We start from the raw sequence: 26,523 nt of genomic DNA on the forward strand, positions 1-26,523 counted from the left end.
TCCTCGCAATGACGGTTTAAGACTTACAACAGCGCTTCGCTAATAGACGATTTTTAACTTTCAACAGTTGTGGGGTGACATCAAGCACACTTCTTTACCGTAGCCACGACTTTTAAATTACCCAGCTGTTCTTTTCTGATTTAGTTTCTTAACTTTTACAGTACCACCATAGTCATTTTTTATTGGAAATAAATTTTCCTCTTCTGAATTCATTGATCTATCACTCAGCAAGTTTTTAATTTGCTGACCAGACAATGTCTCATGTTCAATCAATAATTTAGCTAACAAATGAAGTTGATCAATATGTGTAGTTAATATATTTTTGGCAAAATCATAACCTTTTTCAATAATTTTTCTTACTTCTGTATCAATTAATTCTGCTGTATGTACAGAAGTATGACCTGCTCCCCTACCACTAGTATATAGATCTTCATTACTCGAACCATGATATACTGGTCCTATTGCATCACTTAATCCCCAATCCGTTACCATAGCTCTAGCCATTTGGGTTGCCATTTTAATATCTGAAGAAGCCCCAGAAGTAACTTTATCTCTGCCAAAAATAAGCTCCTCAGCTACCCTACCAGCCATTGCCACCGCTATGTCAGCTTCCATTTTATCACGTGGCATAGAAAAACGATCATTTTCAGGAAGTCGCATAACCATTCCAAGTGACCTACCTCTTGGAATAATAGTTGCTTTGTGAATTGGATCAGAAGCAGGACAATACAACCCAACCAATGCATGCCCTCCCTCATGATAAGCAGTTAGTTTTTTCTGCTCATCTGACATAACCATAGAACGTCTTTCTACACCCATTAACACTTTATCTTTTGCCTCTTCTAAATCTGTCATACTTACTTCTTTTTTACCCTTGCGAGCAGCAATTAATGCAGATTCATTGACAAGATTAGCAAGATCTGCTCCTGAAGATCCAGGAGTTCCTCTAGCTATGATTCTAGCGACTATATTTGAGGCACATTTTATTTTCTTCAAATGTACTTGTAAAATTTGTTCTCTACCATCAATATCTGGATTAGGAACAGTAATTTGGCGATCAAATCTCCCAGGTCTTAGCAACGCTGGATCCAATACATCCGGTCTGTTAGTTGCAGCAATAATAACTACCCCTTCATTATCCTCAAACCCATCCATTTCGACCAACATTTGATTTAGTGTTTGTTCACGTTCATCGTTGCCACCACCCATACCAATACCTCTGTGGCGACCTACTGCATCTATTTCGTCAATAAAAATTATACAAGGAGCATTGCGTTTACCTTGTTCGAACATATCACGAACACGGCTAGCACCAACGCCAACGAACATTTCAACAAAATCAGAGCCAGATATACTAAAGAATGGGACATTTGCCTCGCCGGCTATAGCTTTTGCTAGGAGAGTTTTACCTGTTCCAGGTGATCCTATAAGTAAACATCCCTTTGGAATTTTACCACCAAGTTTTTGGAATTTGCTTGGGTCTCTAAGGAAATCAACAATTTCAGTTAATTCTTCTTTAGCTTCGTTAATTCCAGCAACATCTTTAAAAGTAATTTTTGGGCCTTTGTCTGAAACTAGCTTAGCTTTAGATTTACCAAAACCCATGGCTTTTCCTCCACCTTGCATTTGACGCATGAAAAACACCCACCCACCTATCAAAAGAATCATTGGAAACCACGAAACAAATATGTTAAACAACAAGTTCATTTTTGTATCAGGTGGCACTATTTCAATATGAACCGAATTGCTATTTAGGCGATTTATTAGATCTGGATAGTCAGCAGCATAAGTCGAAAAAGAATATCCATCGCTTAGAGTTCCCTCAATCATTCTACCCTGAATTTTAACAGCACTAATTGCTTTTTCATCAATTTTGGTTAAAAAATCTGAAAAAGCGATATTACTTCTTCCTCCAATAAAACCATCATTTTGAAATGCATGAAAAACAAGTATCATTAAAACAAAAACCGACACCCAAATTAGAACATTCTTACTTTGATTATTCATCTACTACTCACCTAACAGAAATGTGTAAAACGCGACATAAAATTGGGAGAGAAAGAAACACTAAGCCTTCTTCTCAAACCTTGGTCATTATAATACGATATATGGGGTATGGCTATAACTTTTTCAAGTATCTTGACTACTGGTAGGGTGAATAAAATAGCTATATGATTGTTAAAACTTGCGTCTTTCAGTATTTTAAAATCTAAATCTTGCCTTATTTTACTATAATCCTTGATCGTTAGGTTACTGATCAAATAGCCTGAATTATTAGACTTCTTGTATAATTCTACTTCTGATGGTAATTTGGACGTCGGTGCGGTACTCGAATCCTCACATGCATTTGAGTATGATGTGGTTCTGCGTTCCGGATATCCTGCAAATTCCTGAGCTAGATCAAATTCTACAAGAGGTCTATTGATATAGAAATGAAATCTACCATCCCATGCATCTACATTATTAAGTCTAATATCTATAGGTAAATTCCTACCAAATTCTCGGTAAATTATTAGATTATTACTAATTTTTTTAATCACGCAACCATGGAGTGTCTTAATAAAGTCTATTTTTTGTTGTAATAGTTCTGTTATCATGCTTATTGAGCCTGATCTACTGGCACGGTTCTTACCGCTAATAATGATAAGTACAAAACTGATTACCTGTAGTATTATTGCACTAGAAAATTCTGCAAATTTTAATAAATTTACAGTAGCAAAACCAAAATCATAAATTTTTACTGATTCTGCGATGCAAGCAATCAATTCCGGTTGCCATTTCTCTTCTACTACTTGGTTAATTCTAGATTGTTGAGAAGTTATTTGATTCTTTATATATTCTCCTTCTAGGGATAGCTTTTTTCTAATGATATTTCGTTGATATTTGTCAGATTTATTAGATTCATCTTCAAACCATTTTACATTATTGGTAACTAAATATGCAATTAACTGTTGTTTTGGAATGTTAAACAATGGTCTCACTATTTTAACATTATTATACCAATTAATATTGCTAGCACTAAGTCCAAATAGACTACTTTTTTTTTCTAATCTCAGACAATAATTTTCAATATAATCATCCAAGTGATGTGCTGTTAAAATTGTCAATATATCTAATTTGCTACATAAATCAGTCATTAATTTATAACGACCTTCTCTAGCCCTTGCTTGTAAATTAGAAAAATTATTTTGGTGATCGAAATGAAGCTGGTGATATCTATGTCCCAATTTATGGCTTAAGTCTCGTACATACTCATGCTCCAACTTAGCCTGCTCTCGTAAATGATGATTAACTAACATCACTACTAGCTTAATACTATTAGTGCTAGCCCATTTATGTGTTAACATTAAAAGGGCTATGGAATCAGAACCACCTGAAATAGCCAATGCGATAGACCTCAGGTGAGGTCTATCAACTAGCTTTTCAATATTCTGCTGAAATTGTTCATAAAGCATTATTTAGGCAAATCTTTTTTGTCAGATTTTTTCTCAATAGAGCTAGTATCCTCTTGGTTTTTAGCTGAATTTTTGCTTAAGGATAGTATTCTTTTTTTATAGTCTCGTTCTTTGGCAAGATAGTTTTGAGCTTCTTGTGAGATTTTTTTATATAATTCACGTTTTTGACCATTAATTTTAGCCACTTCTATTCTATATTTTGTTATTTCTTCTCTTAGTTCTGCTGAAATTCCCGCAGCATAAGACTTGAAATCACTCTCAATTTTTTGTAATTCATCATTAGTGCCACTACTACTAATATTAGTTTTATTGGCATTTGATTTTGCAGCTGTTGTACTTGCTAAGCTATTTGAACTTAGTAATAGTAATCCTATTATAGTAGTAATTAATCTATTTTTTTTTATCATCATATGCTCCTAAAATGTTTTTATATATTTTTTGCTAAACGTGAAATCTAGCAAAATTTAATATACACTATAATAATCCTATTTAGTCAATCATAAAGATACTGAAATAATCTTTTTAACACCAAACAATATAGTAATTTTTAATATGCTATTATATTTAGAATATTAGCTATTAAATATAATAATTTTTTTTGATATTAATTAATACTTTATCTAAAGTAGTCGAACGCAACAAATTTGTTAATGTACAAGGAGGAAAAAATATGGGACGTAACAAACATAATCAGGGAGACTGGGCTAATCATTACCAGGAACATAATTTTTTAAAACAAGATAAACCTCTTTCTAAAGAAGTAGAGCCTCTTAAGTTATATACAGCTAAAGATATGCTGTTATTGACAACTCTTTCTATGATTCGTCCTAACTCGATAGATGATAAAGATAATCTGTCAGCACATTATATTGCAAAACGTACAATAAGTGAGGGTTACACAAATGCTGGTTATACATTAGAAAATACTACTCCTAAACATACTACTCCTGAAAAATCAACTTCTCACAATCAGGATAGTGGAACAATAATGTTAAGCATAGGTGGTGCAGCTACTGGTTGTGTTATTATAGGTTTTGTCGGGATTGCTGCATGCAAAGCATATAAAAGTTTTGGCAGTAAGAACAAAAACGTTGATCACCCAATAGTTTTTCCAATAGAAGTATGTGAAAGTTCTGATAGTAAGAACGAAAATATTGATTGCTCAGTAGATACTAACTTGTCAATAATAACAATACCACTAGAAGAGATTCAAGATATATCTTTAGCAGGTAATACAACAACGCAGGTAGAACAGTAATAAAAATAAAGACCTCTTGCATAATTCTACTTCTACTGGTAATTTGTGCGTCGGTACGGTAGTCGAATCCTCACGTACGTTTGAGTACGCTGCGGTTCTGCGTTCCGGTCCTCCTACAAATTCCCTAGCAGAAGCGAATTCTGCAAGAGGTCTAATATTAGTATCAATTCTTCGCTGCTTTCAAAAATTATTTTTTGAAAGTAGCATGGATGAGCCGTAGTCACATATAGCTAACTCTAGAAGGTTTTAGGCAAAAACGATCATTCCTAGCTAAAAGCGGGAATCCAAAAAATAACCTGCAAAGGCTATTAGATATTATGGATTCCCGCTTTTAGTATAAGAATGATATCAGGAGCGGTTAAACTTATGTTTATATCAACTATTGATTATAATTTTTAATTACCCTGCTCAAATTCGTGCTTATTATTCTTGACACTAAAGACAATAAGCTTTAATATGTAGCCCTAGCCAATAAATAAGTAGGTTAGGCCTTATATGGCAGTCATTTCTAGAATTCTTTCGTATTTTTCTATAACTCACAATACATTCTCACCCTCAAAATTAACAAATAAATTATTAGAATATATTTGGCCTGTTGAAAGACATGAATTATCCAAATTTCTATACATAACATTATTGATGTTTTGTATTTTGTTTATACAAAACATTATCAGGGCCTTAAAAGACAGCCTTGTTAATACTATGATTGGTACTGAAACTGTATCATTTCTCAAATTTTGGGGTGTTCTTCCTTCTTCATTTCTAGTCATGATGATCTATGTAAAATTAGTAAATAACATGAAAGGCGAAAATATCTTCTATCTTATACTGTCAATTTTTCTAATATTTTTTGCCTTATTTGCTTTTTATATTTTTCCTAATCATACAATATTTCATTTGAGTAGTGAGCATGCCAGCATTTTAATAAAGTCTTATCCTAATTTGAAGTGGTTTATATTACTTTTATCTAATTGGAGTTTTTCTCTATTCTATATTATAGCAGAATTATGGCCAGGTGTGATGTTTGCATTACTCTTTTGGCAGTTTGTTAATAATGTCACTTCGGTAGAACAATCGAAAAGATTTTATCCTTTATTTGGACTCTTGGCACAAACAGGTATTTATATATCAGGCAAGTTTCTAGAAAATTTAGCTTATTTAAATCAATATTTAATTAAAAATTTTGACTTAAAACATACAAATACAGAACTTTCAGTACAAATTATCTTAGTCTGTGTACTTGTTCTTGGTATAATAGCAGTGGCAACTTTTTGGATGTTAAACCATAAAATATTAGCTAAAGATCAGGTAGAACAACTAAAATTTTCAGTCAAGAAGCAATCAATAACTCTTGTGGAAAGTTTTAAAATGATTATCGCTTCAAGATATATTAGACTAATTGCTACACTACTTATTTGCTATGGCATAGCTATAAATCTAGTTGAAGGACCTTGGAAGGCATCAGCTGCAAAAATTTATAAAACGCCAACTGAATTCGCTGCTTTTGTTGGCAACTATCTAAGTATTACTGGCATATTTACTATTCTATTTGTTATTCTTGGTTCTAATATTGTAAGAAGGTTGGGTTGGTTTACAGCAGCAATTATAACGCCAATAATAGTTTTTGTAACTGGTATGTTATTTTTTGCAGTATCCGACTTTGATGGATTTGCTGCCTTAATTGTGGTTAGCTTTATGTTAACCGACCCTTCTTTGATTGCTATTACAATGGGACTAATTAATAATGTGTTAAGTAAATCAAGTAAGTATACTTTATTTGATTCTACTAAAGAAATGTCATATGTTCCTTTAGATACTGAACTTAAAACAAAAGGTAAGGCAGCTGCAGACATAATTGGCACTAAGCTTGGAAAGTCAACAAGTGCATTTCTCCAATCTTTAATATTTATTATTATGCCTTCTGCAACTTTTCAATCCATCTCTATCTATTTAATGGTAGTCTTTGGTATAATCTGTATCATATGGATTTGGACAGTTAGAGAATTAAATAAAGAGTACAATGATATAACATCATGAATCTTAGACATTATTCCTTAAATCTAAGATAACCTCAGCAAGTATCGATATAAGAATTAATAATTCTTATATCGATACTTGCTTTGTTATAAGGAAAAATGTACTCTTGAAGAGGTTCTACGAGTGCATTTTAACTTTTTTCATCATTCAATATGTGATTTTAATAATTAAAATCACATATTGAATGGAGTGTTATATTTTAACAATCAGGTGGGCAGCCGCTTCAAACCTGATTGTTTCTATATATAATACTGAATTCGATGTAACAAGTTACATCGAATTCAGGTTAAGATAACAACTAATAGCTACAATTTAGCATATTAATTTTTAACTCCTGCTCTAAAATAACAACTAGATCATCAGAGGATTTTGATTTCCATTTACCAGCAACATAATAAAAATGGTAAGGACCACTAATCGGTGAAGATAACCAAATTTCTTTAGCAGCTGAGTGTTTGTTAATAACAAATACTCCTTGGTTAGTAGTTAGGGTTAGAATATCACCTTGAAAATCAATATCGATAAGACAATTCTTATCTTCTGCCTCAATTGTATCGGCAATTAAAGATATTGTTTTTTCAGCCAATTTGGCAAATTCAGTATTGTCCATACTTAATGCTCCTTTAAACTTTTGCGATACATCTCAACGTACTTATTGTGATCGTTAAGGTTATTAGAAAAATTATGCCCTCCCATAATGTTAACGACAAAATATAATGAATCAATTTTAGCAGGATTTACTACAGCTTCTAAAGATTTTACTCCAGGACAAGAAATAGCTCCAGGTGATAAATTAAAGACATAATATGTATTATAGGGTGATTGGATAGCTAAGTCTTTTTTAGTTAATCGCCTTGCTAGTTTATCTTTCCCAAGTGTTATAGCATAAATCGTCGTTGGATCTGCTTGCAATTTCATATGTTTGGTAAGGCGATTTAGAAATACAGCAGCAATCAAAGGTTTTTCTGCGTCTAAGCTAGCTTCCTTCTCCACAATGGACGCTAAAATTAAGACGTCAAGACGGGTTTTTAATGGGGAATTGGGTGATAATTTTTCCATGACTTTGTCAAGATGCAGGGACATTAATTTTCGCATTTTATCAATGATCTGCTCTTTTTGATCACCATATGAAAAAAAATAAGTAGATGGCATTAAAAATCCTTCAGGAATTGTTCCTAGAATCTCACCAATTAAGCGTTCTTCATTATTAATCTTTTGTATTATTTCATATACAAGCATACCCTCAGGTATAATCATTTTATGAATAATCGATTTGCCACTGGACAATATTTTTAAAGTTTGCATTGGAGAAATATTTTGAGTAAAAGTATATTCCCCACTTTTTATAGGATGTTTTAATGAATATATTTTTGTAAGAAATGCAAATAAATAAGGATATTTTATGATTTTGTTATCATTTAATATCGTAGTAATTTGATCAATCGACAACTTAGGCTTAATTATTAGAGTTTTACTTTCTGCAAGTAAACCAGGTACAAATAAGTAAAATATACAAAAATTGATTCCGCTGATCAGCAAAATCAATGTAATAGTTACAAAAACAAATTTTATTTTTAGTATTTTCTTAAACAAGCTATACCTAATTAGAATTAGATGATTTCAGAAGATTATAACATAACCTCAACCATCGATGTAATAAATTAATAATAGGCGGAACAGTAATATCAGTAATATAGGTAGTGATAACATTTAAATAATATGTTATCATGCAGATAATTAACATTCATAAAAATTATTAATATGTAAATATAGAAATGCTATCGCGTTATTTTTCAAACCTATGATCAATCTAATCCTCTAATTTAGTTAAGGAATATAATCAAATGCTAAGATATGATTTGTATAGAAGTGTACATAAGTTCATTCGTAAGAAGCTGTACCAGTTCGGAGAGGAGCTAGGTAAAACAGATTTTCGAAAAATAGCAGCTGTAATTGATATTAAAGATTCTTTTAATAATATTGCAGTTGATCTAAAAATGCATGCACAAAAAGAAGAAAAATATTTTACCCCATTGTTTAATGAAAAAGGATCAACCGTGCATAAGCATGTTGAACAAGAGCATTTCAACCAGCAAGATGAGCTGATGGAGTTTCAAGGGATTTTTGAAAATGCGATAAAAATAGTGGATGATGAAGAACGGGTTATACAGGGCTGCCATATCTGCTCCTTATATGATAAGTTTTTGTCTAACAATCTTCTACATTTTTATCAAGAAGAAACCATATTAATGCCTGAATTATGGCATCTTTATTCTGATACAGAGCTGCAGCAGGTTACCGTAGATAGTTATAGAGGTCTGCCTAAACATGTTTTATTAGATAGCTCGAGCTTCTTCCCGTTTTTGAATTTTCTTGAAAAGCGTACTTATTTACAAGATCTTAAAGAAGCTTGCTCACCTGAAATGTTTCTTGAAATTTGGAAGCGTACATTAGTCTCAGAAGGCTGTTTCACTAATGATGAAAAATCTGCTTTCGCCATGGAGTTTGATTTGCCCTTAAAAGACACTACTGCAGACAGTACAGAACTTGTGAAACCGTAATATATTTAGTGATTTCAACATATTTACGCTGCATTTAATACAGCAGTTTGCCGCTTACGCGAATTCGGGATAAGAATTTGTCAATTCTTATCCCGAATTGGGGTCACTTGTTATACCATTCTCCCTTACTATGTAAAACAGTCCTGATCTACAACAACGGATTAAGACCATCTCTAGAGCAACGCATATGTTGGTGACCTTTGCACAACGATTAATTAAACTTTCTACCGTAGACTCAGCTAAATTACTAGTAAATACAATATCAGATTTTTGGTGTCCTTCATAATTCACAATTCTACCTCAATGATTTAAAGCATGAGGTATTTTCTTGGAATTAATAGATACATTAAATGCCATAGAGACCCATTTTCCAAGTTCTTCCTGTTGATCTAAAATCTCAGGTAATACTTTCCAATATGATATAGTTACTAGCTTATTTTTGCTATTATAGGTAAATGGCTGTGAGCCAAAAGATTTAAAATATTTAGCAGTGAAGCTATCTGCTTTAAAATATAGCTCACTTTCTGCAATAATCCCTATTATCACTCTATCTTTATATATGCCATAACCACCAAACATCGCACGAGTAGTTATTTGACCAAAAGGTGCTAATATATCTTTTATATATTCAATAAATTCATTATTTCTTACAATCTTGTACATACTTTGTACTTTTTATTTTTATAAGCTCATCATACTTTGCTTTAAGCTCATCTAGAGAATAATTACCATCATAATAGCCTTGGATATTAATGATTCTTTCTAAATAAAAATTCAACTGCTCAGCATTACTCTCTAGAATATCATTATCAATTTTTAGGTCTTTCGTAATATAGGCCAATGCTTGATTTTTGATAGCTGAGCAGTATAATTTAAATTCTTGGACTTTTTTTATAATGATTGGAATATCTTCTGGCTTCACTACTATCAGTGCTACTAACATAACCACTAATATTTCTCCTAGAGACATAATATACCTCTAATATCAGAAAAATGCATTCTTGAAGCGGCTGGGGTTACGAATGCATTTTAATTTATTATCGCTAATAATCTTATTTTTATTGGTATAAAAATAAGATTATTAGCAAATGAAATATTTAACAATCTGGCATCAAACCGCTTTAAGCCTAATTGTTTACATTCTCATTCCAATTTCGGATTAATGAAATTAATCCAAAATTGAGGTTTATACTAACTTTTTATGACGATATTTAGGATTAATAATATTTTCCCCTGTTAAATTAATCATATAATCATGGTAATCTTGGTAATTTCCTTCAAACCACGTAGCATTTCCATCTTTATCAAAAGCAATAATATGTGTTGCTATTCTGTCTAAAAACCAACGATCATGGCTTATTACTAATACACATCCAGCAAAATCTAAAATAGCATCTTCTAAGGCTCGTAATGTGTCAACATCAAGATCATTAGATGGTTCATCAAGTAATATAACGTTAGCTCCCTCTTTTAGTAATTTGGCTATATGTACCCTATTGCGTTCACCACCAGAAAGTTGCCCTACTTTCTTCTGCTGGTCTCCACCCCTAAAATTAAAGGCTGCACAATAAGCTCGACTTTTCATTGATCTAGAACCAAGTTGCAACTCTTCAAGACCTGAGGAAATCTCATCCCACACAGTCTTGTTATCATCTAAATCATCTCTTGATTGATCAACGTAACCAAGTTTAACAGTCTGTCCTAATTTAATAGAGCCGTGATTTGGATCAGTCTTGCCAGTGATAATATTAAATAAAGTAGATTTACCTGCTCCATTTGGACCTATAATACCAACAATAGCTCCTGGAACAACCTTAAAGCTAAAGTCTGATAACAATACCTTATCACCGTATCTCTTCGCTATATGCTCTGCCTCTATAACTAAATCGCCTAGGCGTGGACCATTAGGTATAATAATTTGTGCAGTGCCGGATCTTTGTTCTTTTTGTTTGGTCAACAAATCCTGATAAGCGGTAATTCTAGCCTTACTTTTTGATTGCCTAGCTTTTGGTGATTGACGTATCCATTCAAGTTCTCTTTTTAATTGTTTACTTCTATCATCTTCTTCTTTATCTTCAAGCTCTAATTTTGCTTGCTTTTGCTCGAGCCAAGCAGTGTAATTAGAATGCCATGGAACACATCTACCACGATCCACCTCTAATATCCAATCCGTTACATTATCAAGAAAATATCGATCATGGGTAATAACTACTACAGTACCTTTATAATTTTTTAAATAATTTTCTAGCCAAGATACCGATTCAGCATCTAAATGGTTTGTTGGTTCATCGAGTAATAACATATCAGGCTTTTCTAGTAAAAGTTTACATAACCCAACTCGTCTTTTTTCCCCACCTGAGATTTTTGTAACATCGGCATCTTTATTTGGACACCTTAATGCAAACATAGCAATCTCTATTTCCCTCTCTAAACTCCAAGCATCACAACTATCTATTTTCTCCTGTAGATCAGCCTGTTTTGCTAGAAGTTCGTTCATTGCATCATCTGACATTTCCTCAGCAAATTTATAGCTTATTTCATTAAATTCATCGATTAAAGCTTTCTTATCACTTAAACTTTCCATAATATTATCAAAAACATTTTTAGTAGGATCAAGATGCGGCTCCTGAGCTAAATAGCCAACTCTAACCCCACTAGCTACAAACGCCTCACCGTCATATTCTTTGTCAATACCTGCCATAATTTTTAAAAGAGTAGATTTACCAGCACCATTTGGACCAATAATACCGATTTTTGCCCCTGGTAAGAAGGATAAATACGTTTCTTTTAAGATTTGTTTACCATTGATAGTCTTACTTAGACCATTCATAACATAAACATATTGATATGACATGACTCTTAATTCCTTATAATCTCTAAATAGTTGATGAAAAAGATTAACCTTGCGGTATAAATTAATTTTATAAATTTTGTAACATTTATATTGGAAGTAAGTACCTTATTAAAATTTTCAATTCTCAATTTTTAATCCAGATTTATCCCAATCTCTATTAAAAACCTCTAAACCTGAATCTGTTAGTGGATGATCTAATAATTGTTTGATAATTTTACTAGACATTGTAGCAACATCAGCTCCATACATAGCAGATTGATAAACATGGTTCGGGTTTCTTATAGATGCAGCAAGGATTTTTGTTTGATACTGATAATTATCATATACTTGTCTTATATCACTTATTAAACTAATACCATTTTGACCTATATCATCAAGTCTACCGATAAAAGGCGATATATAATATGCTGCGGCTTTTGCAGCGATAAGAGCCTGATTCACAGAAAAGCATAAGGTCATGTTCACTTTTTTTTCTTTATTTGCAAAATATTGGCACGCCTTAATACCATTCCATGTCATAGGTAATTTAATAACAATATTGCTGGATATTTCTAAAATTTTATTTCCTTGACTAATCATAGTATCAACATCATTGGCAGCTACTTCCACACTAACATCGGAAGTTATTATCTTACATATTTCTGCAATAGTTGAGACAAAATCATCTTTTGTCTTAGACATTAAGGAAGGATTAGTAGTTATACCATCAATTATACCTAATTGATTAATCTCATCAATTTCTTTAATATCAGCACTATCTAAAAAAATTTGCATTTAATTTAACCTCGACAAAATTGAATCAAGTTCTTCTAAATTGCTATAGTGAAATATTAATTTTCCACCAATTGGGTAGTCTTCAATAGTTACTTTTATATTAAATCTTTCTGACAATGATTTAGCTAATAATTGCAGATCATTCTCTTTACTATTTTCTTTTAGAAATCTTTTCCCTACATGTCTATCATGTTCTGGGATTTTTGTATATTCATTTTTAGACCAATTTTTTACTATATCTTCAGTTTGTCGAACGCTTAAATCATTTTCAATAATATGGTTAGCTATTACCTCGGCCTGCTGATGATTAATTAGGCATCTTGCATGTCCCATAGTTAAAAGCCCTTCATTTACTTTATCTTTGATAGATTGTGGTAATTGATTTAGTCTTAATAAATTAGCTACATGACTACGACTCTTGCTAAGTTTTTCTGCTAATTTCTCTTGTGTATAACCAAACTCTTTTATTAATCGCTCAAATCCTTCTGATTCTTCTATAACAGATAATTCCTCTCTTTGAATATTTTCAATTAGTGCTATCTCTATAATTTCTTTATCCCCTATATCTTTTACAATAGCAGGAATATCGCTAAGCTTAGCTATCTTACAAGCCCGCCAACGTCTCTCACCAGCTATAATTTTATATTTTCCATTACTGGTTGAATTAACAATGATTGGTTGCAATAAACCATTATTACTTATGGAGTCAGCTAATTCTTTTATTTTATCATATTCAAATTTTTTCCTTGGTTGATTATTCCTAGCTTCAATTTTATCAATATCTATAATTTTTACTAACTCATCTTTTTCTACAGTAAAAACCTCTTCTCCAAGCAAAGCCGATAACCCTTTGCCTAAACCTTTGTTTTTCATATATTTCTACCTAAAATCTCTTTTGTAAGTTCTATATAAGCAATAGAGCCAGTACATTTATGATCATAAATAATTGCTGGCTGACCGTAAGATGGTGCCTCAGATAATTTTACATTCCGCGGAATAACTGTCTTAAATACCAATCTTCCTAAGCATTTTCTAACATCATCCTCTACTTGCTCAGTTAATCGATTGCGCTTATCATACATAGTAAATAAAATACCGGCAATTTTTATTTTCGGATTTAAATTCTTTTCTACAATTTCAATTGTTTTTAGTAAATGACTTAATCCTTCTAATGAATAAAAATCACACTGCATAGGGATTAATACATAATCACAAGCTACTAACGCATTAACTGTTAGTAGGTTAAGAGCAGGAGGACAATCTATAATAATATAATCATATTTACTGACCAACTTATTTAACAAATCCGATAATAAATATTCACGCTTTTTTATACTTAATAAATCCGATTCAGCACCGGATAAATTAGTGTTAGCTGTAATTAATTGTAAATTTGGAATATTTGTTTGTATTATGGCTTCTTCAATCGTTCTTAAACCAATTAATACCTGATAAATAGTAACTTTTCTATCTTGTTGGTTTATACCAAAACCAGTACTACTATTTCCTTGAGGATCTAAATCTATAACCAAGATTTTTTTATCCATTACAGATAAAGCTGTCGATAAATTTACAGTAGTTGTAGTTTTAGCAACTCCACCTTTTTGATTAACTATCGCAACTATTTTTGTCATATATGTTACTAATTTCTAGAATCTTACTATTATTAGAAGTCTCACTATCATACATAGAATGACAAAAAGACCATCTCTTTTTAGCAATTTCAATTTCTTTTTGATATTGCTCACCTTTAAATAATAAATACTTATTTCTTACATTAATATGTTGGGTATAAACAAATATTTTCTCTAACTGAGCACAGGCTCTAGAAGTTAATATATCACAATCTAATTTAATATTTTCTATTCGTTGATTAACCACATTGACTTTATTAGTAGAAATTTTAGAAGCTTGCAATAAAAAAATAGATTTTCTTACATCAGATTCTACTAAAGTAACATTTTTTATTCCAGCAATAGACAAAACTATCCCTGGAAATCCACCACCCGAACCAACATCTATTAAATGAATATTTTGGTTATTTATATACTTCATTAGCTGTAAAGAATCTAAAATATGTCTTACCCAAAACTCACGCTCGGTATTACAAGAAACGAGATTAATAGTTTTATTCCATTTTAATGTCAATGATTGATACTTCTCAAGGGCATCTAATATTTCACGTGGAACATTACGACAGTCATACATTAATGTTTATATCTTGTTTTTATATAAATTATAATTGCTATTAAAGCAGCTGGAGTAACTCCAGATATTCTTCTAGCCGCACCAATAGTCGCCGGTTTATGATAATGGAGCTTTTCTCTTACTTCTGTAGACAAGTTTGGTATTTTAAAGTAGTCAATATTCTCATCTAATAATTCCAACTCTTCTTCTTTAAATAATTGAATATCTGCATTTTGTCTAATCAAATAAGAAGAATATCTTGATTCAATACAAAGATAATGAAGAATTTTTTTATTTAATGAAATAAGTTCTGGAAATATCTCTATTGTTTTATCAACACCAAAATTTGGTAGTCCTAGTAAATCAAAGGCTGTTTTATATGAACCATCTTGTGCAATAGACACACCCAAGTTAGCTAACTTAGTGGTTGTTAAAGAAATAGTTTTTACAATATTTTCTACCTTATGAATATCCTCACATTTTTTGTTAAAAATCTCTTTGCGTAAATCAGATACAATACCAAAATCTATAGCCATTTGAGTTAGTCTTAAATCTGCATTATCTGCCCTAACTGAAAGCCTATATTCAGATCTAGAAGTAAACATTCTATAAGGCTCTGCTGTACCAAGGGTAATTAAATCATCAATCATAACACCAATATAAGCATCTGCTCTGGTCAAAATAAAATCTGATTGATTTTTTATTGATAAGGCTGCATTAATGCCAGCCATAATTCCTTGCCCCGCAGCTTCTTCATAGCCAGTGGTACCATTAATTTGACCAGCAAAATACAAACCTTTAATTTTTTTTGTTTCTAACGTTACTTTTAATTCTCTCGGATCAACATAATCATATTCTATTGCATATCCTGGTTTTAACATAGTGGCATTTTTAAGACCAGGAATTGTTTTTAGCAATGCTAATTGTATATCTTCAGGCAACGATGTAGATATACCATTTGGGTATATAGTATGGTCGTCCAAGCCTTCAGGTTCTAAAAATATTTGATGACTTGCTTTAGAGAATCTAGTAACCTTATCCTCGATGGATGGACAATATCTTGGTCCTATACCCTTGATTTGTCCAGAATACATAGCTGATTTATCTAAATTATTCCTAATAATTTCGTGGGTTTGTTCAGTTGTTCTAGTAACGAAACAATTTATTTGCTTTATCTTAACAGAATTTGTAAGTTCGGAGAAAGGACGTGGCACGGTATCTCCAGCCTGCACTTCTACTTCGTTATAATCAATTGTTCTTCCATCTATTCTTGGAGGGGTACCAGTTTTTAACCTACCAAGAGAAAAACCAAAAGATTTTAAAGTGTTAGATAAACCGTATGACGGCTTTTCACCTATTCTACCAGATGGGATTTTTTTAGTTCCTATGTGAATGAGTCCGGATAAAAATGTACCTGTAGTTAACACAACTTTTTGACACTCAATACACGTACCATTATCTAAGGTTAATGCCTTTACTCTAGAGTCGTGGACTTCAATATTTTCTACAAACGCACATAAAATTGTCAAATTTGGGTGATTTATCAAGACATTATGCATAGCTTTTTTATAAAGTTTTCTATCAGCTTGAGCTCTTGGTCCCCAAACTGCCGGTCCTTTACTTTCATTGAGCATTTTATAATGGATACCGGCTTGGTCTATAATTTTACCCATGAGTCCGTCAAGTGCATCTATTTCTTTTACTAAAGTGCCTTTTGCTACCCCACCTATTGCAGGATTGCAAGACATTTCACCAAGATTATCTAATTTTAGAGTAATTAAAAGAGTATCTACACCTAAACGCGCAGAAGCCGAAGCTGCCTCGCAACCAGCATGACCACCACCAATAACTACAACACTATATCTCATATAGACTATAATTATTCTACAATTTCTTTTTCAGTAAAAAATAATTTCACTTCTCTTTCTGCACTTTCTAAACTATCAGAACCATGGATACTATTAGCCTCAATATTCTCTGCAAAATCTTTTCGAATTGTGCCTAGTTCAGCATCATTTGGATTAGTAGCTCCCATTATTCTACGATTTTTTAAAACAGCGTTTTCCCCTTTAAGCACCTGCAAGACGACTGGACCAGAAATGATATATTCCACTAAACTATTAAAAAATGCCTTTGACCTATGTTCTGCATAGAAATTTTCTGCTTGATCTCTAGTTAAAATAGTCATTCTTTGAGCTACTATTTTTAGTCCAGTATTTTCTAAGTAAGAAATAATTTTACCAATTAGATTTCTTTTCGTAGCATCTGGCTTAATCATTGAAAATGTATATTCTTGAGTCACAGTAAACCTTTATTAATTTATTGTTAATATTTATATAAATTTATATATTTTTGGCAAGCAAATTCTGATAGCATGGTTAAAGTGGTACTTTATGCAATTTTTCTAGAACTATAATTCCAAGTTAAGGAAAAAAGTATTGCCCCCAAGAAAGCAGACAAGATAAAAAATAAAAAAACACTATTCCAACCTAAATTATCAGAAATCCAACCAACACATACCCCAGCCAATGCAGCACCAAGATAACCAAATAAGCCTGAAAGACCATTAGCTGTACCAACTGCTTGTTTATTAGTAAAATCTGCTGTAGCAACACCTATTAAGACTTGCGGTCCAGATACAAAAAAACCAACCAAAGCAAGAATAATCATGCTAAATATTTCATACTCGTTTGGTATTTGCCAAAATAAAATAAGAGTAAAAGCCAAAACAAACATAAATACTGAACCAACTGGACCACGTCGTCCTTGAAATAGCTTGTCTGACATCCATCCAGCAACAACACCACCAATTAAACCTAAAATATCATAAGAAGCAACTTGTAGACCAGCTTGAGCAATAGTAACATTTTTTAGTTCACGTAAAAATACGGGTGCCCAAAAAATTACACCTGACCGTACAATATAAACAAACATATTAGCAAAACACACATACCACACCAACTTATTACAAAATACAATTTTTATTAGTTGACGCGTTAATAAATTATCACCATTGTTTCCAAGAGATATATCACATTCTTTATACTCTTCTACTATGGGCAAATTAACCTCATTGGGAGAATTACGTAATCTATTAAATAAAAATAACGATATTAATAATGCCACTATTCCAGGAATTATAAATGCTGCTTTCCAACCATAAACGTCTATTAAATAGCCACACACTATCATAGTAGTTGCTCCGCCAATTTGATTAGAAGTAGCCCCTAAAGACCATTTCATTCCTAATTCCTTAGAAGCGTACCAATAAGTCAACATACGTGTTGCAGGCGGCCATCCCATGGATTGAAACCAATTATTCAGAATCCATAAAAGACCCAGTAAGGTTATACTAGAAGCAAAACCCGATAACAATGTTATGATGCCTACAAGGGCAAGACCAACCACCATAAATATACGAGCATTTGATCTATCGCTAAAGAATCCATTACACAACTTTCCTACACCATAAACTATAGAAGAGACTGTTAAAATCCAGCCAAGTTGAGTTTTTGTTACCTCAAAATGATCCATTAAAGCAGGCATTGCAATATTAAAATTCTGACGACAAAATATGAATGTTGAATAACCAATAATTATTGCATATAAAATTCTAATACGCCAGCTATTATACTTTCTAGCATAAGGAGGTCTTTCTTTGAAGGATGTACTTACCATCGTTTCCTTAGGTTATTACTTGCAAACATTTGAAGAGAGTATATATGCTTGTCAGGAAAAATGCCACAAGCTATTATGTATTTTGTATCTAAAACTTATTTTTTATCAAATGTACTTGAGATTTATTGCGAGCTAGGTTAACCTCCTATAGAATCTAAGACAATAAAATTAATTCCAAACGACAATTATGACAAAATTATTAAGGTTTTCTCTGTTTTTTGTTATACTCTTGCAATTATTATCATGCACTCCTGGTCCTCCTTACGAGATTAAAAGCCCTTGTGTATCTGTTGAATCAACAGATTCTTCGAGTAGTGGCAACCCATGTGTTCGTAGACCGGTAAACTTAACTAGAGATATTGCCTAAAGGTTTGCTTTTATAATAATGTACAAAATCAGTAGATTGTATAATTACCTAATAGATTATATCTTGCCAGCAAGATGTTTGTCTTGTGCTGAAATAACTGCCACTAAAGAGGGTTTTTGTCTAAATTGTTGGAAGAAACTTGATTTTATTACAAAACCTTACTGCAATATTTGTGGTTGTAGATTAGATATATCAATTTTAGATAATATGTGTTGTGCAAAATGCTTTCAACATAAACCTTGGTATGATGTATCTCGTAGCTTAATTAAATTTAATGAGCATAGCAAAGAAATAATTCATGCCTTTAAATATCAAGATAAGACTATTTTCTCCAAAACTTTCAGCAAATTACTTTATATACAATATCACAGCGAATTTCAAGATATTGACCTGATTATTCCAGTTCCAATGAATAGATTCAAAAGATTGTTTAGAATGTATAATCCTGCTTTGATTATGGCTCAAGAAATCAGCAGACTACTAAAAAAACCGGTAAGTCCTGACGTATTAATTAAGTCAAGATGGATCAAATCCCAAACTTTTTTATCTAAAAAAGAACGAGAGAAAAACTTATCAAATAGCCTTATATTCAATAAAAAATATCAAATTATAGACCAAAAAATATTATTAGTAGATGATGTATTAACCACTGGCACTACCATTAACAAATGTGCTAAAATCTTAAAGGATTCCGGGGCTAAGAGTGTTTATGTTATGACAATTGCCATGACATAAATACTCTTATATCCCCATTTTGCACTCATTAAATTGAGGATAAGCTACTTAAAAATTCACTTTAACCTTCAAACTACCTTGGTGACCAATATATTTGCTGGCAATGTTAACATTATAGATAATACCACATTCCATCATATTATATTTCGCAGTGAAACCAGTACCAACAGTGAAGAAGGTCTTAACAGGTTTAACTGATTTAGTCGGTAATGGTTCATTTATCCCATCTAACCTTGCATCAATAATTGGTGCTTTTCCTTTGAAGTCATGATTAACGTAACCATGCAATTCTGGTATTAACAGTACTTTGTTAGCCTTCAGGGTTGCCGCAGTTCTTAACCCCAAAATACCTTCAAATTTATTGTACGACCTTTTCTTAACAACTAGATTTTGGAATTTTGTACCAGTTTCCGTATAGCCAGCATCCTTAAATTTCGAATATCTGAACCCAATTGTTGGGGTAATCATTAACTTTTCAGAAGCTATATAATTATACCCTGTAAGTAATTGACCACTATAAGAGATAGATTTATACTTAGCAGCAGCAGTCTCTAGAGCAGTAACATTTCTTTTCACATTCGTTGCAATTAGGCATCCTTCTGAGTTCCTAACCCTAGTTATACCATATGATGCTATAGCTTCAGTAAACCAATTATTGGTAAGATTATATAAACTATATAAGGAGAAGATATTAGTCTTACCGTTAGTTTTATCACCAAATTTCTTATCCTGATGAGACATTTGTGTGTTAATTCGGCTATAAGCTGCACCAAGTAGCAGATTATCATTTACTAAACCATCAAATCCAACTATTCCACCAGCTGATTTCGCTTTATAACCACTAACTCCTTTATACGTTTCTTGGCAAGCAGTACCATAGAATGGACTACCCCATACTCCATACCTTAGCGTATCATCATCACCAGAGCCTATAGCTGATGCAGCATTTTGCATAGGTACTGAATTTCCCATCCTTGTTGCAGTAATTTGGGTATCAGCTTGAGCCATCAATCCTCTAATTATTTCAGATGTTGGATTTCTTGCAAGGCTCTCTCCTATTGGATTTTCATTACCAGGCAATATTCTATCCATCGCTTGAAGGGCATGCTCTCTATCCATCAAACCTATATTGTTCCTGAACTTACCAGCAGAACTATTACGATCTGTTACATTATTCAATTGTATATAAAATTCCCGTTCTTCCTGTGATAGGGATTTATCAGCAATTTCTTTAGCTATAACTTCCTTAGAAATGTCAGTTATATATAGTTTTAGATCACTAGAATCCATGGACCACTGTACAAAACGGTTTTGTTCACCAGTTGGGTCAAGCTTAATTTCACTGTTATCAATTGCAACAAGACCATTACCATTAACTGACGAAATCACAACATACTGAGCACCACCCTTAAGAATTTTGTTAATATCAGTCTGAGCTTTCACTTTTATAATCAGCTCGTCTGCTTTCGATAGATCCAATTTACTACCTGTCTGAACCTCTATATTACCACCTGCTCCGCTTGATGTGTCGTAGGCAGTAACTAGTTCTACCTTTCCTGTCAGCTGTGCCTGACCAGTATATTTTAATTGATTAGCTGCAAGATCTACGGTTAAACCTTTAGCTGCTAAATTACCAGTTATAGAGGCTGTTTTAGGTAATATAATTATCTTAGCTTGATCTGCTTTAATATTAGCAAAGTTAATATTTTGTTCTAATATTACAAACTTATCTGCAGCAAAATTTACTTCTTTCCCATTAGCAGTCTGTTTAAACCAAACATTATCGGTAAACGTTACCTTGCCACCAGTAATTTTGGCATCAACCAGTACTGCCTTATCAAATTTTGCAATACCTTCATTTTTTATTTCATCCGAACCAATTTGTGTACTATAGGCAAAACTTTTCAATGATCTTGATATGCTAGCTCCATCTACAGTGAAGTTTGGCACAGATATAGTTCTGTTTATAGCACCAGCAAAAGTTGCAGTCTTATCACTAGCAATTGTTATTTGCTTAGAATAAACATCACCTCTTACCGTAGCATTCTTATCAAAGGTTACATCAGACAATTTTAAATCATTTGTTCCTAAATTATAAGCAAAACTTCTATCCGAGTTGAAAACTACTTTACCAGTATTATTAGTTTTAGTTGATATATCGGAATATAAACCACTATTAATAGTAATTTTATGATCACCCAGTAATTTAATAGATTTTAACCTGTTATTCTCTAACCCAATATCTTGTATTCCAGTGGTAAAATCTGCAGCCAATGCAAGAATATGAACATTATTACCATTAGTCCTAATACCACCTACAGTACTTGTCCCTTCTAACGTTAAAGTTGCCTCTTTATTAGCATTAGAGAAGTTAATATAATTCGCTGAAACTGCTTGGGTAATCTTTACATCTGCTCCCGCTATGTCTAGAGTATCTACTGCATTAGTAGCACCTATTGCACTATTAACGATTATAGTTTCAGCATTACTAAATTGAACTGTACCTTGGTCAGCTGCATATCCCTTAATATTACGAGTTGTCACGCTGTTAGCAAACTTAGCAGTTGCCCCCTTAGATATTATGATGTCCTGATCATTAGCAGTTTGAACTTTGTCGCCAAAGACGGTAGTACCTTGGACTTGTATACTACCAACAGGACTTGTTGCCGTTCCAACTACACCAGTAACGTTATTGTTGCCTTCGAATATTAAACCAACTGCATTTCCTCCTGTTGAGTTAATAGAACCTGTTAAATTAAAGTTATTAGCAAAAGTTAAATTACCAACACCTTTACCTTGAATTTCAGTAATATTATAATTGCCACCTACTAATCTTACATCACCTACCCCAGCTCTTAACATCTTTAACTTAGTAATCGGACTTGTTACTACACCAATTCCTAGGAATTCTAATGTTCCATTAACACCACCAGTACTAGTTATACTACCAGTGATGGTATTACCAGCTTTCAACTTAACTTTACCATCATGATTTTGGAAATCTACATTACCTGTAATATCACCAACAGTAAGTACAGTATTCTTAATAAATAAAATATTGCTATTAACATCACCCAATGTTAGTTCATTTACATTTAATTCTATATTTTTACTATTAATGGTAATCTGCTGAGTGTTAAATTTGCCATCACCAGAAAAAATTACCTTTTGTAATTTATTAACAGCAGTACCTAAAGATAAGCCAACTCCAGCAATCGTCAATGTTCTTCCAGCCACAACAGAATGAAGCTCAACTATACCCTTACCATCAGCACCTGGATTTAAATTATTTACCAAAGTTATTGTTTTATCTGCAGCATCACTATTCTTTAAGGTTAACTGAGCATCTGTATGGTCAAAAGTAATCTGATTATCAGCATGAGCATTTAAATCAAAATCAATGTGTTCTGCATCAAGTATATAATTTGCTGGACCGGCAGGTGTAGGCACATCAGCAGACGCTGCTCCAATATGAATATTGGCAATCTTTGCAGAGGTAGTACTTTTATCGGTAAATGTTGCCCCATTAATAATGTTCAACGCATTCGCATTCTTGACATCAAGCTTATTATGAACAGCAGGAGTATTATCCCCTGCGATGGTAACTCGACGAGAAATACGTAATTCACCTAGCTTATTAGCAACAGTACCAAGGGTTTCTGCACCGGTTGCAGATTGCACAGTTAAAGTGTAACCTGGAGTTGTATCATCACCATCTAGCCACACGATTCCTCCATCAGCAGGCAAAAAACCACCATGACCATCAGGAACTCCTCCTGATAAGTTAGCATGAAAGGTTACAGTACTATCATGTCCCCTTGTAAATAAGGCCAATGCCGAATTTGCATGCATAAAATTAATATTTGTACCATCAAGAAGATTAACATTAGCATCTGAGGCATTTATTGCTAGAGCTTTAGCATCTCCCCCAACCATACCTATATTTATGGTATCAATCTCCCCAATTTCCACATTGTTAGCTACGAGCATGCTAGTATTAACATTTAAAATACCATTAGCACCACCTTGTATTGTTAAATTGAAAATACGAGCTATTTTTACTGGATTACCATGAGGATCAACACCATCAGCACCGTTAAATTCTAATGTTCCACCAGCATTAAAATTAACTTCTCCTACAAAATCACCACCAATTTTTACAGTATTAGCACCACCAAAGTGAAGTGTATCAGTGTAGACATTTTTTCTTAATATAACATCCTTACCAGCTCCATTAATATTAATTTGGGAAATAAGCCTATTAAGAGCAGGATTAGCATTAATAGCACCAATATCCTCAGTTACTTCACCAGCTCCTTCGAAGGTTAATATTCCTTCACCAGCACCTTGCGTAGTGATACTACCATCGATTGTCTTTCCATCTGCTAGCTTAATTGTACCATCATAACCTTTGAAATGCACATTACCAGTAATATTATTGTTAGCATTAAATACAGTAGCTTTATTAAACAAAATGTTACCATTAACAACGCCACCCGAAGTCAGCTCAGCTACATTTAATTCTATATTTTGAGCATTAATGGTAGGTACAATATCAATGTTACCATCACCGGAAAAAATCACCTTTTTGAGCTTATGATTAGCAGTACCTAAAGAGAGGGCAGCTCCATCAATGGTTAATGTTTTGGCAACAATAACAGATTGGATTTCAATTATACCTTTGGTAGATGCAGCTGGAGCTAGAGGATCTGGATCTAAATTAGCTTTGAAAGTTATAGTTTTATTATCATTAGCAGTATTCTGTAATATTAACTTGGAATCTACATGGTCAAAATTAATAGTTTGATTAGCAGCACCAAGAAGGTTAACATCACCTAATGCAGCATCTATTGTTAGAGTCTTAGCACCTCTTAGTACATCACCTATACGTATAGTCTTAATACTTCCAATATCTGCATTTGTTGCTATCAGGTTAGTAAAAACTCTTAAAGTACCATTATCACCATTTTGTATTGCTGAGTTAAAAGTATAAGGTATTATATTACCGTGAGGACCAACACGATCAGCACCGTTAAATGTTAGCACTCCTCCTCCATTAAAATCTACTACTCCTGTAAAATTACCACCAATTTGTACAATGTGATTGGCATCTAAGGCAAGTTCATTAGTGAAAACATCTCCTTTTAGTATAACATTGCCCCACTTAGCATTAATTTGGGCAAGCCTCGCACCATCAGTACCAATATTCCCAATTACCGTACCAGCTCCTAGGAAGGTTAATGTTCCCCTGTTATTTCGACCAGTAGTGTTTAATATGTTACCATTGATTGTCCTAGCATCACCCACGTTAAGTATAGAATTATTATTAGTAAGGTTAATACTATCAGCATAAACATCACCATTTAATGTAACTGTTGCAGCCCCTCCTGCATGACCTATATTCACTGTAAGTAATTTATGATCATTCGCACCAATTGCCCCAACACTACCACCTGTTTCGAAGGTTAATACGCCCTGCTGATTCACACCAGCCGAGACACTGCCGACAGCTATATCCCCACCACCAGAATGAACTACAAGAGTTGAGCCTGCATCACCAAGCTCTACATTACCCAAGCCGGTGTAGGTATTGGGGTATGCCTTGAAGCCATGATTAGCCGCAGCAGCTGGAGTACCAGTTAAAGTTAAGGTGTGACCAGCTTCTATCTTTATAGGTAAAGTACCAGCAGCACCAACATTACGCACTATAGAACCGATTGATAGATTTTGACTAACTGTAAGATCGCCGGGCTTATGATCAGCTATGTTGATAGCTGTAATAACAGCATCTAGTCTGTTAGCATTAAGTTTAAAATTACCACCATAGGTCATTGCCTTGTTATCCTGAGGTGCAGCAATATCAGTCATCTGATCCACACCATTCCGACCAATATCGTGCCAATTCGCATTACCTATATTATCCATCAAAGTCGCATTACGTATCATCATAGCACCATCATTTGCAACAGCAAATGCCACGTTACTACTGCTTAAGCTAGCTACAACTGAGGCGATTGCACTACTAGCCAGCAAGTTTTTAAAGAATTTTTGTTTTTTTGCCATCATTTTACCATCCTATAATTAAAAAAATAATTCATTTCTATATCCCTGCCATCATTATGTTACCCCTATCTCTCTTAACGATGTCACCCCCTGCATAGCACAAGTGTTGAAAGTTAAAAAGTCGTCTATTAGCGAGCGAACGTACGTGAGCGTGGCAATCCATGAAACTTGTCATATAGATTGCTTCATCGACCTACGGTCTCCTCGCTAATAGACGGTTTAAGCCTACAACAGCACTTCGCAATGACGGTTTAAGTCTTACAACAGCACTTCGCTAATAGACGACTTTTTAACTTTCAACACTTGTGCTATGCATAGGTAGCGGTCTAAAATAACTTAACTCAACCTGATCTTGGTCATTTTTTATATCCCCTACCTACGCAAGGGATTGACATCAAACTGAGGTTAATACTTAAGTATCATCCCGAATGGGGAGAGTATCTTTGGTTCAAACTTCACCAATCTTATCAGATACTTAGCACATTCTGTAACTCTGCATAAGAACTTTTCTGTTGATTTTACACTAAAGTTACAAAAGGACAACCACAAAAAAA

At 33.1% G+C, this 26,523-nt stretch carries 22 protein-coding genes; 5 read left to right on the forward strand and 17 right to left on the reverse strand.

Annotation, left to right across the window (positions count from 1 at the left end):
- Positions 1–117: 117 nt before the first annotated feature.
- Genes ftsH through AAHM86_RS03845 form a run of 3 tightly spaced genes read right to left on the reverse strand, consistent with a single transcriptional unit; the run spans position 118 to position 3,862 of the window.
- The gene (gene ftsH, locus AAHM86_RS03835) at positions 118–2,007 is read right to left on the reverse strand and encodes an ATP-dependent zinc metalloprotease FtsH (protein ID WP_342267327.1); all 1,890 of its coding nucleotides are present in this window, start codon (positions 2,005–2,007) and stop codon (positions 118–120) included.
- An 11-nt stretch (positions 2,008–2,018) separates the two neighbouring features.
- Complete coding sequence (gene tilS / locus AAHM86_RS03840; RefSeq protein ID WP_342267328.1) at positions 2,019–3,455, reverse strand: tRNA lysidine(34) synthetase TilS; 1,437 nt, start codon at positions 3,453–3,455, stop codon at positions 2,019–2,021.
- Positions 3,455–3,862, reverse strand: a complete 408-nt coding sequence (locus AAHM86_RS03845; RefSeq protein WP_341748367.1) for a hypothetical protein — start codon at positions 3,860–3,862, stop codon at positions 3,455–3,457. The genes tilS and AAHM86_RS03845 overlap by 1 nt, the downstream gene beginning before the upstream one ends.
- A gap of 191 nt (positions 3,863–4,053) precedes the next feature.
- Here AAHM86_RS03845 and AAHM86_RS03850 point away from each other — a divergent pair, with 191 nt between their 5' ends.
- On the forward strand, positions 4,054–4,713 hold the full coding sequence (locus tag AAHM86_RS03850; protein ID WP_342267329.1) for a hypothetical protein: 660 nt from the start codon (positions 4,054–4,056) through the stop codon (positions 4,711–4,713).
- Positions 4,714–5,208: 495 nt separating this feature from the next.
- Positions 5,209–6,750 carry an Npt1/Npt2 family nucleotide transporter gene (locus AAHM86_RS03860; RefSeq protein WP_342267330.1) on the forward strand — a complete coding sequence of 514 codons (1,542 nt, stop codon included), beginning with the start codon at positions 5,209–5,211 and terminating at the stop codon, positions 6,748–6,750.
- 298 nt (positions 6,751–7,048) lie between these two features.
- Here the strand turns inward: AAHM86_RS03860 and cyaY are convergent, their stop codons facing one another.
- Entirely contained in the window at positions 7,049–7,360 is a 312-nt protein-coding gene (cyaY, locus tag AAHM86_RS03865) for an iron donor protein CyaY (protein ID WP_341751403.1), read from the reverse strand.
- Positions 7,361–7,362: 2 nt separating this feature from the next.
- Positions 7,363–8,331: an endolytic transglycosylase MltG gene (gene mltG, locus AAHM86_RS03870; RefSeq protein ID WP_410521575.1), complete on the reverse strand. Its 969-nt coding sequence runs from the start codon at positions 8,329–8,331 to the stop codon at positions 7,363–7,365.
- Between the two features lie 263 nt (positions 8,332–8,594).
- Between mltG and AAHM86_RS03875 the strand changes: the two genes are divergently transcribed.
- Entirely contained in the window at positions 8,595–9,311 is a 717-nt protein-coding gene (locus AAHM86_RS03875; protein WP_342267332.1) for a hemerythrin domain-containing protein, read from the forward strand.
- Between the two features lie 87 nt (positions 9,312–9,398).
- Here the strand turns inward: AAHM86_RS03875 and AAHM86_RS03880 are convergent, their stop codons facing one another.
- From AAHM86_RS03880 to AAHM86_RS03930, 11 genes are all read right to left on the reverse strand, one after another.
- A complete protein-coding gene (locus AAHM86_RS03880) occupies positions 9,399–9,602 on the reverse strand; it encodes a hypothetical protein (protein ID WP_341748374.1) in 204 nt (67 codons plus the stop codon).
- A 9-nt stretch (positions 9,603–9,611) separates the two neighbouring features.
- Positions 9,612–9,974: a TfoX/Sxy family protein gene (locus AAHM86_RS03885; RefSeq protein ID WP_342259741.1), complete on the reverse strand. Its 363-nt coding sequence runs from the start codon at positions 9,972–9,974 to the stop codon at positions 9,612–9,614.
- Positions 9,952–10,281 carry a DUF2672 domain-containing protein gene (locus AAHM86_RS03890; protein ID WP_341748376.1) on the reverse strand — a complete coding sequence of 110 codons (330 nt, stop codon included), beginning with the start codon at positions 10,279–10,281 and terminating at the stop codon, positions 9,952–9,954. Before AAHM86_RS03890 ends, AAHM86_RS03885 begins: the two co-directional genes overlap by 23 nt.
- Positions 10,282–10,497: 216 nt before the next feature.
- Positions 10,498–12,165: an energy-dependent translational throttle protein EttA gene (ettA, locus tag AAHM86_RS03895; RefSeq protein ID WP_342267333.1), complete on the reverse strand. Its 1,668-nt coding sequence runs from the start codon at positions 12,163–12,165 to the stop codon at positions 10,498–10,500.
- Positions 12,166–12,282: 117 nt separating this feature from the next.
- Complete coding sequence (gene fsa, locus AAHM86_RS03900) at positions 12,283–12,939, reverse strand: fructose-6-phosphate aldolase (RefSeq protein WP_342267334.1); 657 nt, start codon at positions 12,937–12,939, stop codon at positions 12,283–12,285.
- On the reverse strand, positions 12,940–13,812 hold the full coding sequence (locus AAHM86_RS03905) for a ParB/RepB/Spo0J family partition protein (RefSeq protein WP_342267335.1): 873 nt from the start codon (positions 13,810–13,812) through the stop codon (positions 12,940–12,942).
- Positions 13,809–14,573 (reverse strand): AAA family ATPase, encoded by a 765-nt coding sequence (locus tag AAHM86_RS03910; RefSeq protein ID WP_341748380.1) that lies wholly within the window; start codon positions 14,571–14,573, stop codon positions 13,809–13,811. The genes AAHM86_RS03905 and AAHM86_RS03910 overlap by 4 nt, the downstream gene beginning before the upstream one ends.
- Positions 14,548–15,147: a 16S rRNA (guanine(527)-N(7))-methyltransferase RsmG gene (gene rsmG / locus AAHM86_RS03915; protein WP_342267336.1), complete on the reverse strand. Its 600-nt coding sequence runs from the start codon at positions 15,145–15,147 to the stop codon at positions 14,548–14,550. Before rsmG ends, AAHM86_RS03910 begins: the two co-directional genes overlap by 26 nt.
- Positions 15,147–16,994: a tRNA uridine-5-carboxymethylaminomethyl(34) synthesis enzyme MnmG gene (gene mnmG / locus AAHM86_RS03920; protein WP_342267337.1), complete on the reverse strand. Its 1,848-nt coding sequence runs from the start codon at positions 16,992–16,994 to the stop codon at positions 15,147–15,149. The genes rsmG and mnmG overlap by 1 nt, the downstream gene beginning before the upstream one ends.
- Positions 16,995–17,005: 11 nt before the next feature.
- Positions 17,006–17,428 (reverse strand): nucleoside-diphosphate kinase, encoded by a 423-nt coding sequence (gene ndk / locus AAHM86_RS03925; protein ID WP_341748383.1) that lies wholly within the window; start codon positions 17,426–17,428, stop codon positions 17,006–17,008.
- A gap of 89 nt (positions 17,429–17,517) precedes the next feature.
- Positions 17,518–18,804, reverse strand: a complete 1,287-nt coding sequence (locus AAHM86_RS03930; protein ID WP_342267338.1) for an MFS transporter — start codon at positions 18,802–18,804, stop codon at positions 17,518–17,520.
- 187 nt (positions 18,805–18,991) lie between these two features.
- On the opposite strand from AAHM86_RS03930, the gene AAHM86_RS03935 reads away from it, so the two are divergent.
- Together AAHM86_RS03935 and AAHM86_RS03940 are read left to right on the forward strand one after the other, a co-directional pair.
- On the forward strand, positions 18,992–19,171 hold the full coding sequence (locus AAHM86_RS03935) for a DUF2706 domain-containing protein (protein ID WP_341748385.1): 180 nt from the start codon (positions 18,992–18,994) through the stop codon (positions 19,169–19,171).
- An 18-nt stretch (positions 19,172–19,189) separates the two neighbouring features.
- Complete coding sequence (locus tag AAHM86_RS03940; RefSeq protein ID WP_342267339.1) at positions 19,190–19,906, forward strand: ComF family protein; 717 nt, start codon at positions 19,190–19,192, stop codon at positions 19,904–19,906.
- A 48-nt stretch (positions 19,907–19,954) separates the two neighbouring features.
- Here AAHM86_RS03940 and AAHM86_RS03945 read toward each other — a convergent pair whose 3' ends face one another.
- Positions 19,955–25,972 (reverse strand): autotransporter domain-containing protein, encoded by a 6,018-nt coding sequence (locus AAHM86_RS03945; RefSeq protein ID WP_342267340.1) that lies wholly within the window; start codon positions 25,970–25,972, stop codon positions 19,955–19,957.
- Positions 25,973–26,523 lie beyond the last annotated feature (551 nt).

The organism is Candidatus Tisiphia endosymbiont of Empis tessellata, assembly GCF_964031035.1.
In the GTDB taxonomy this organism is placed as follows: domain Bacteria; phylum Pseudomonadota; class Alphaproteobacteria; order Rickettsiales; family Rickettsiaceae; genus Tisiphia.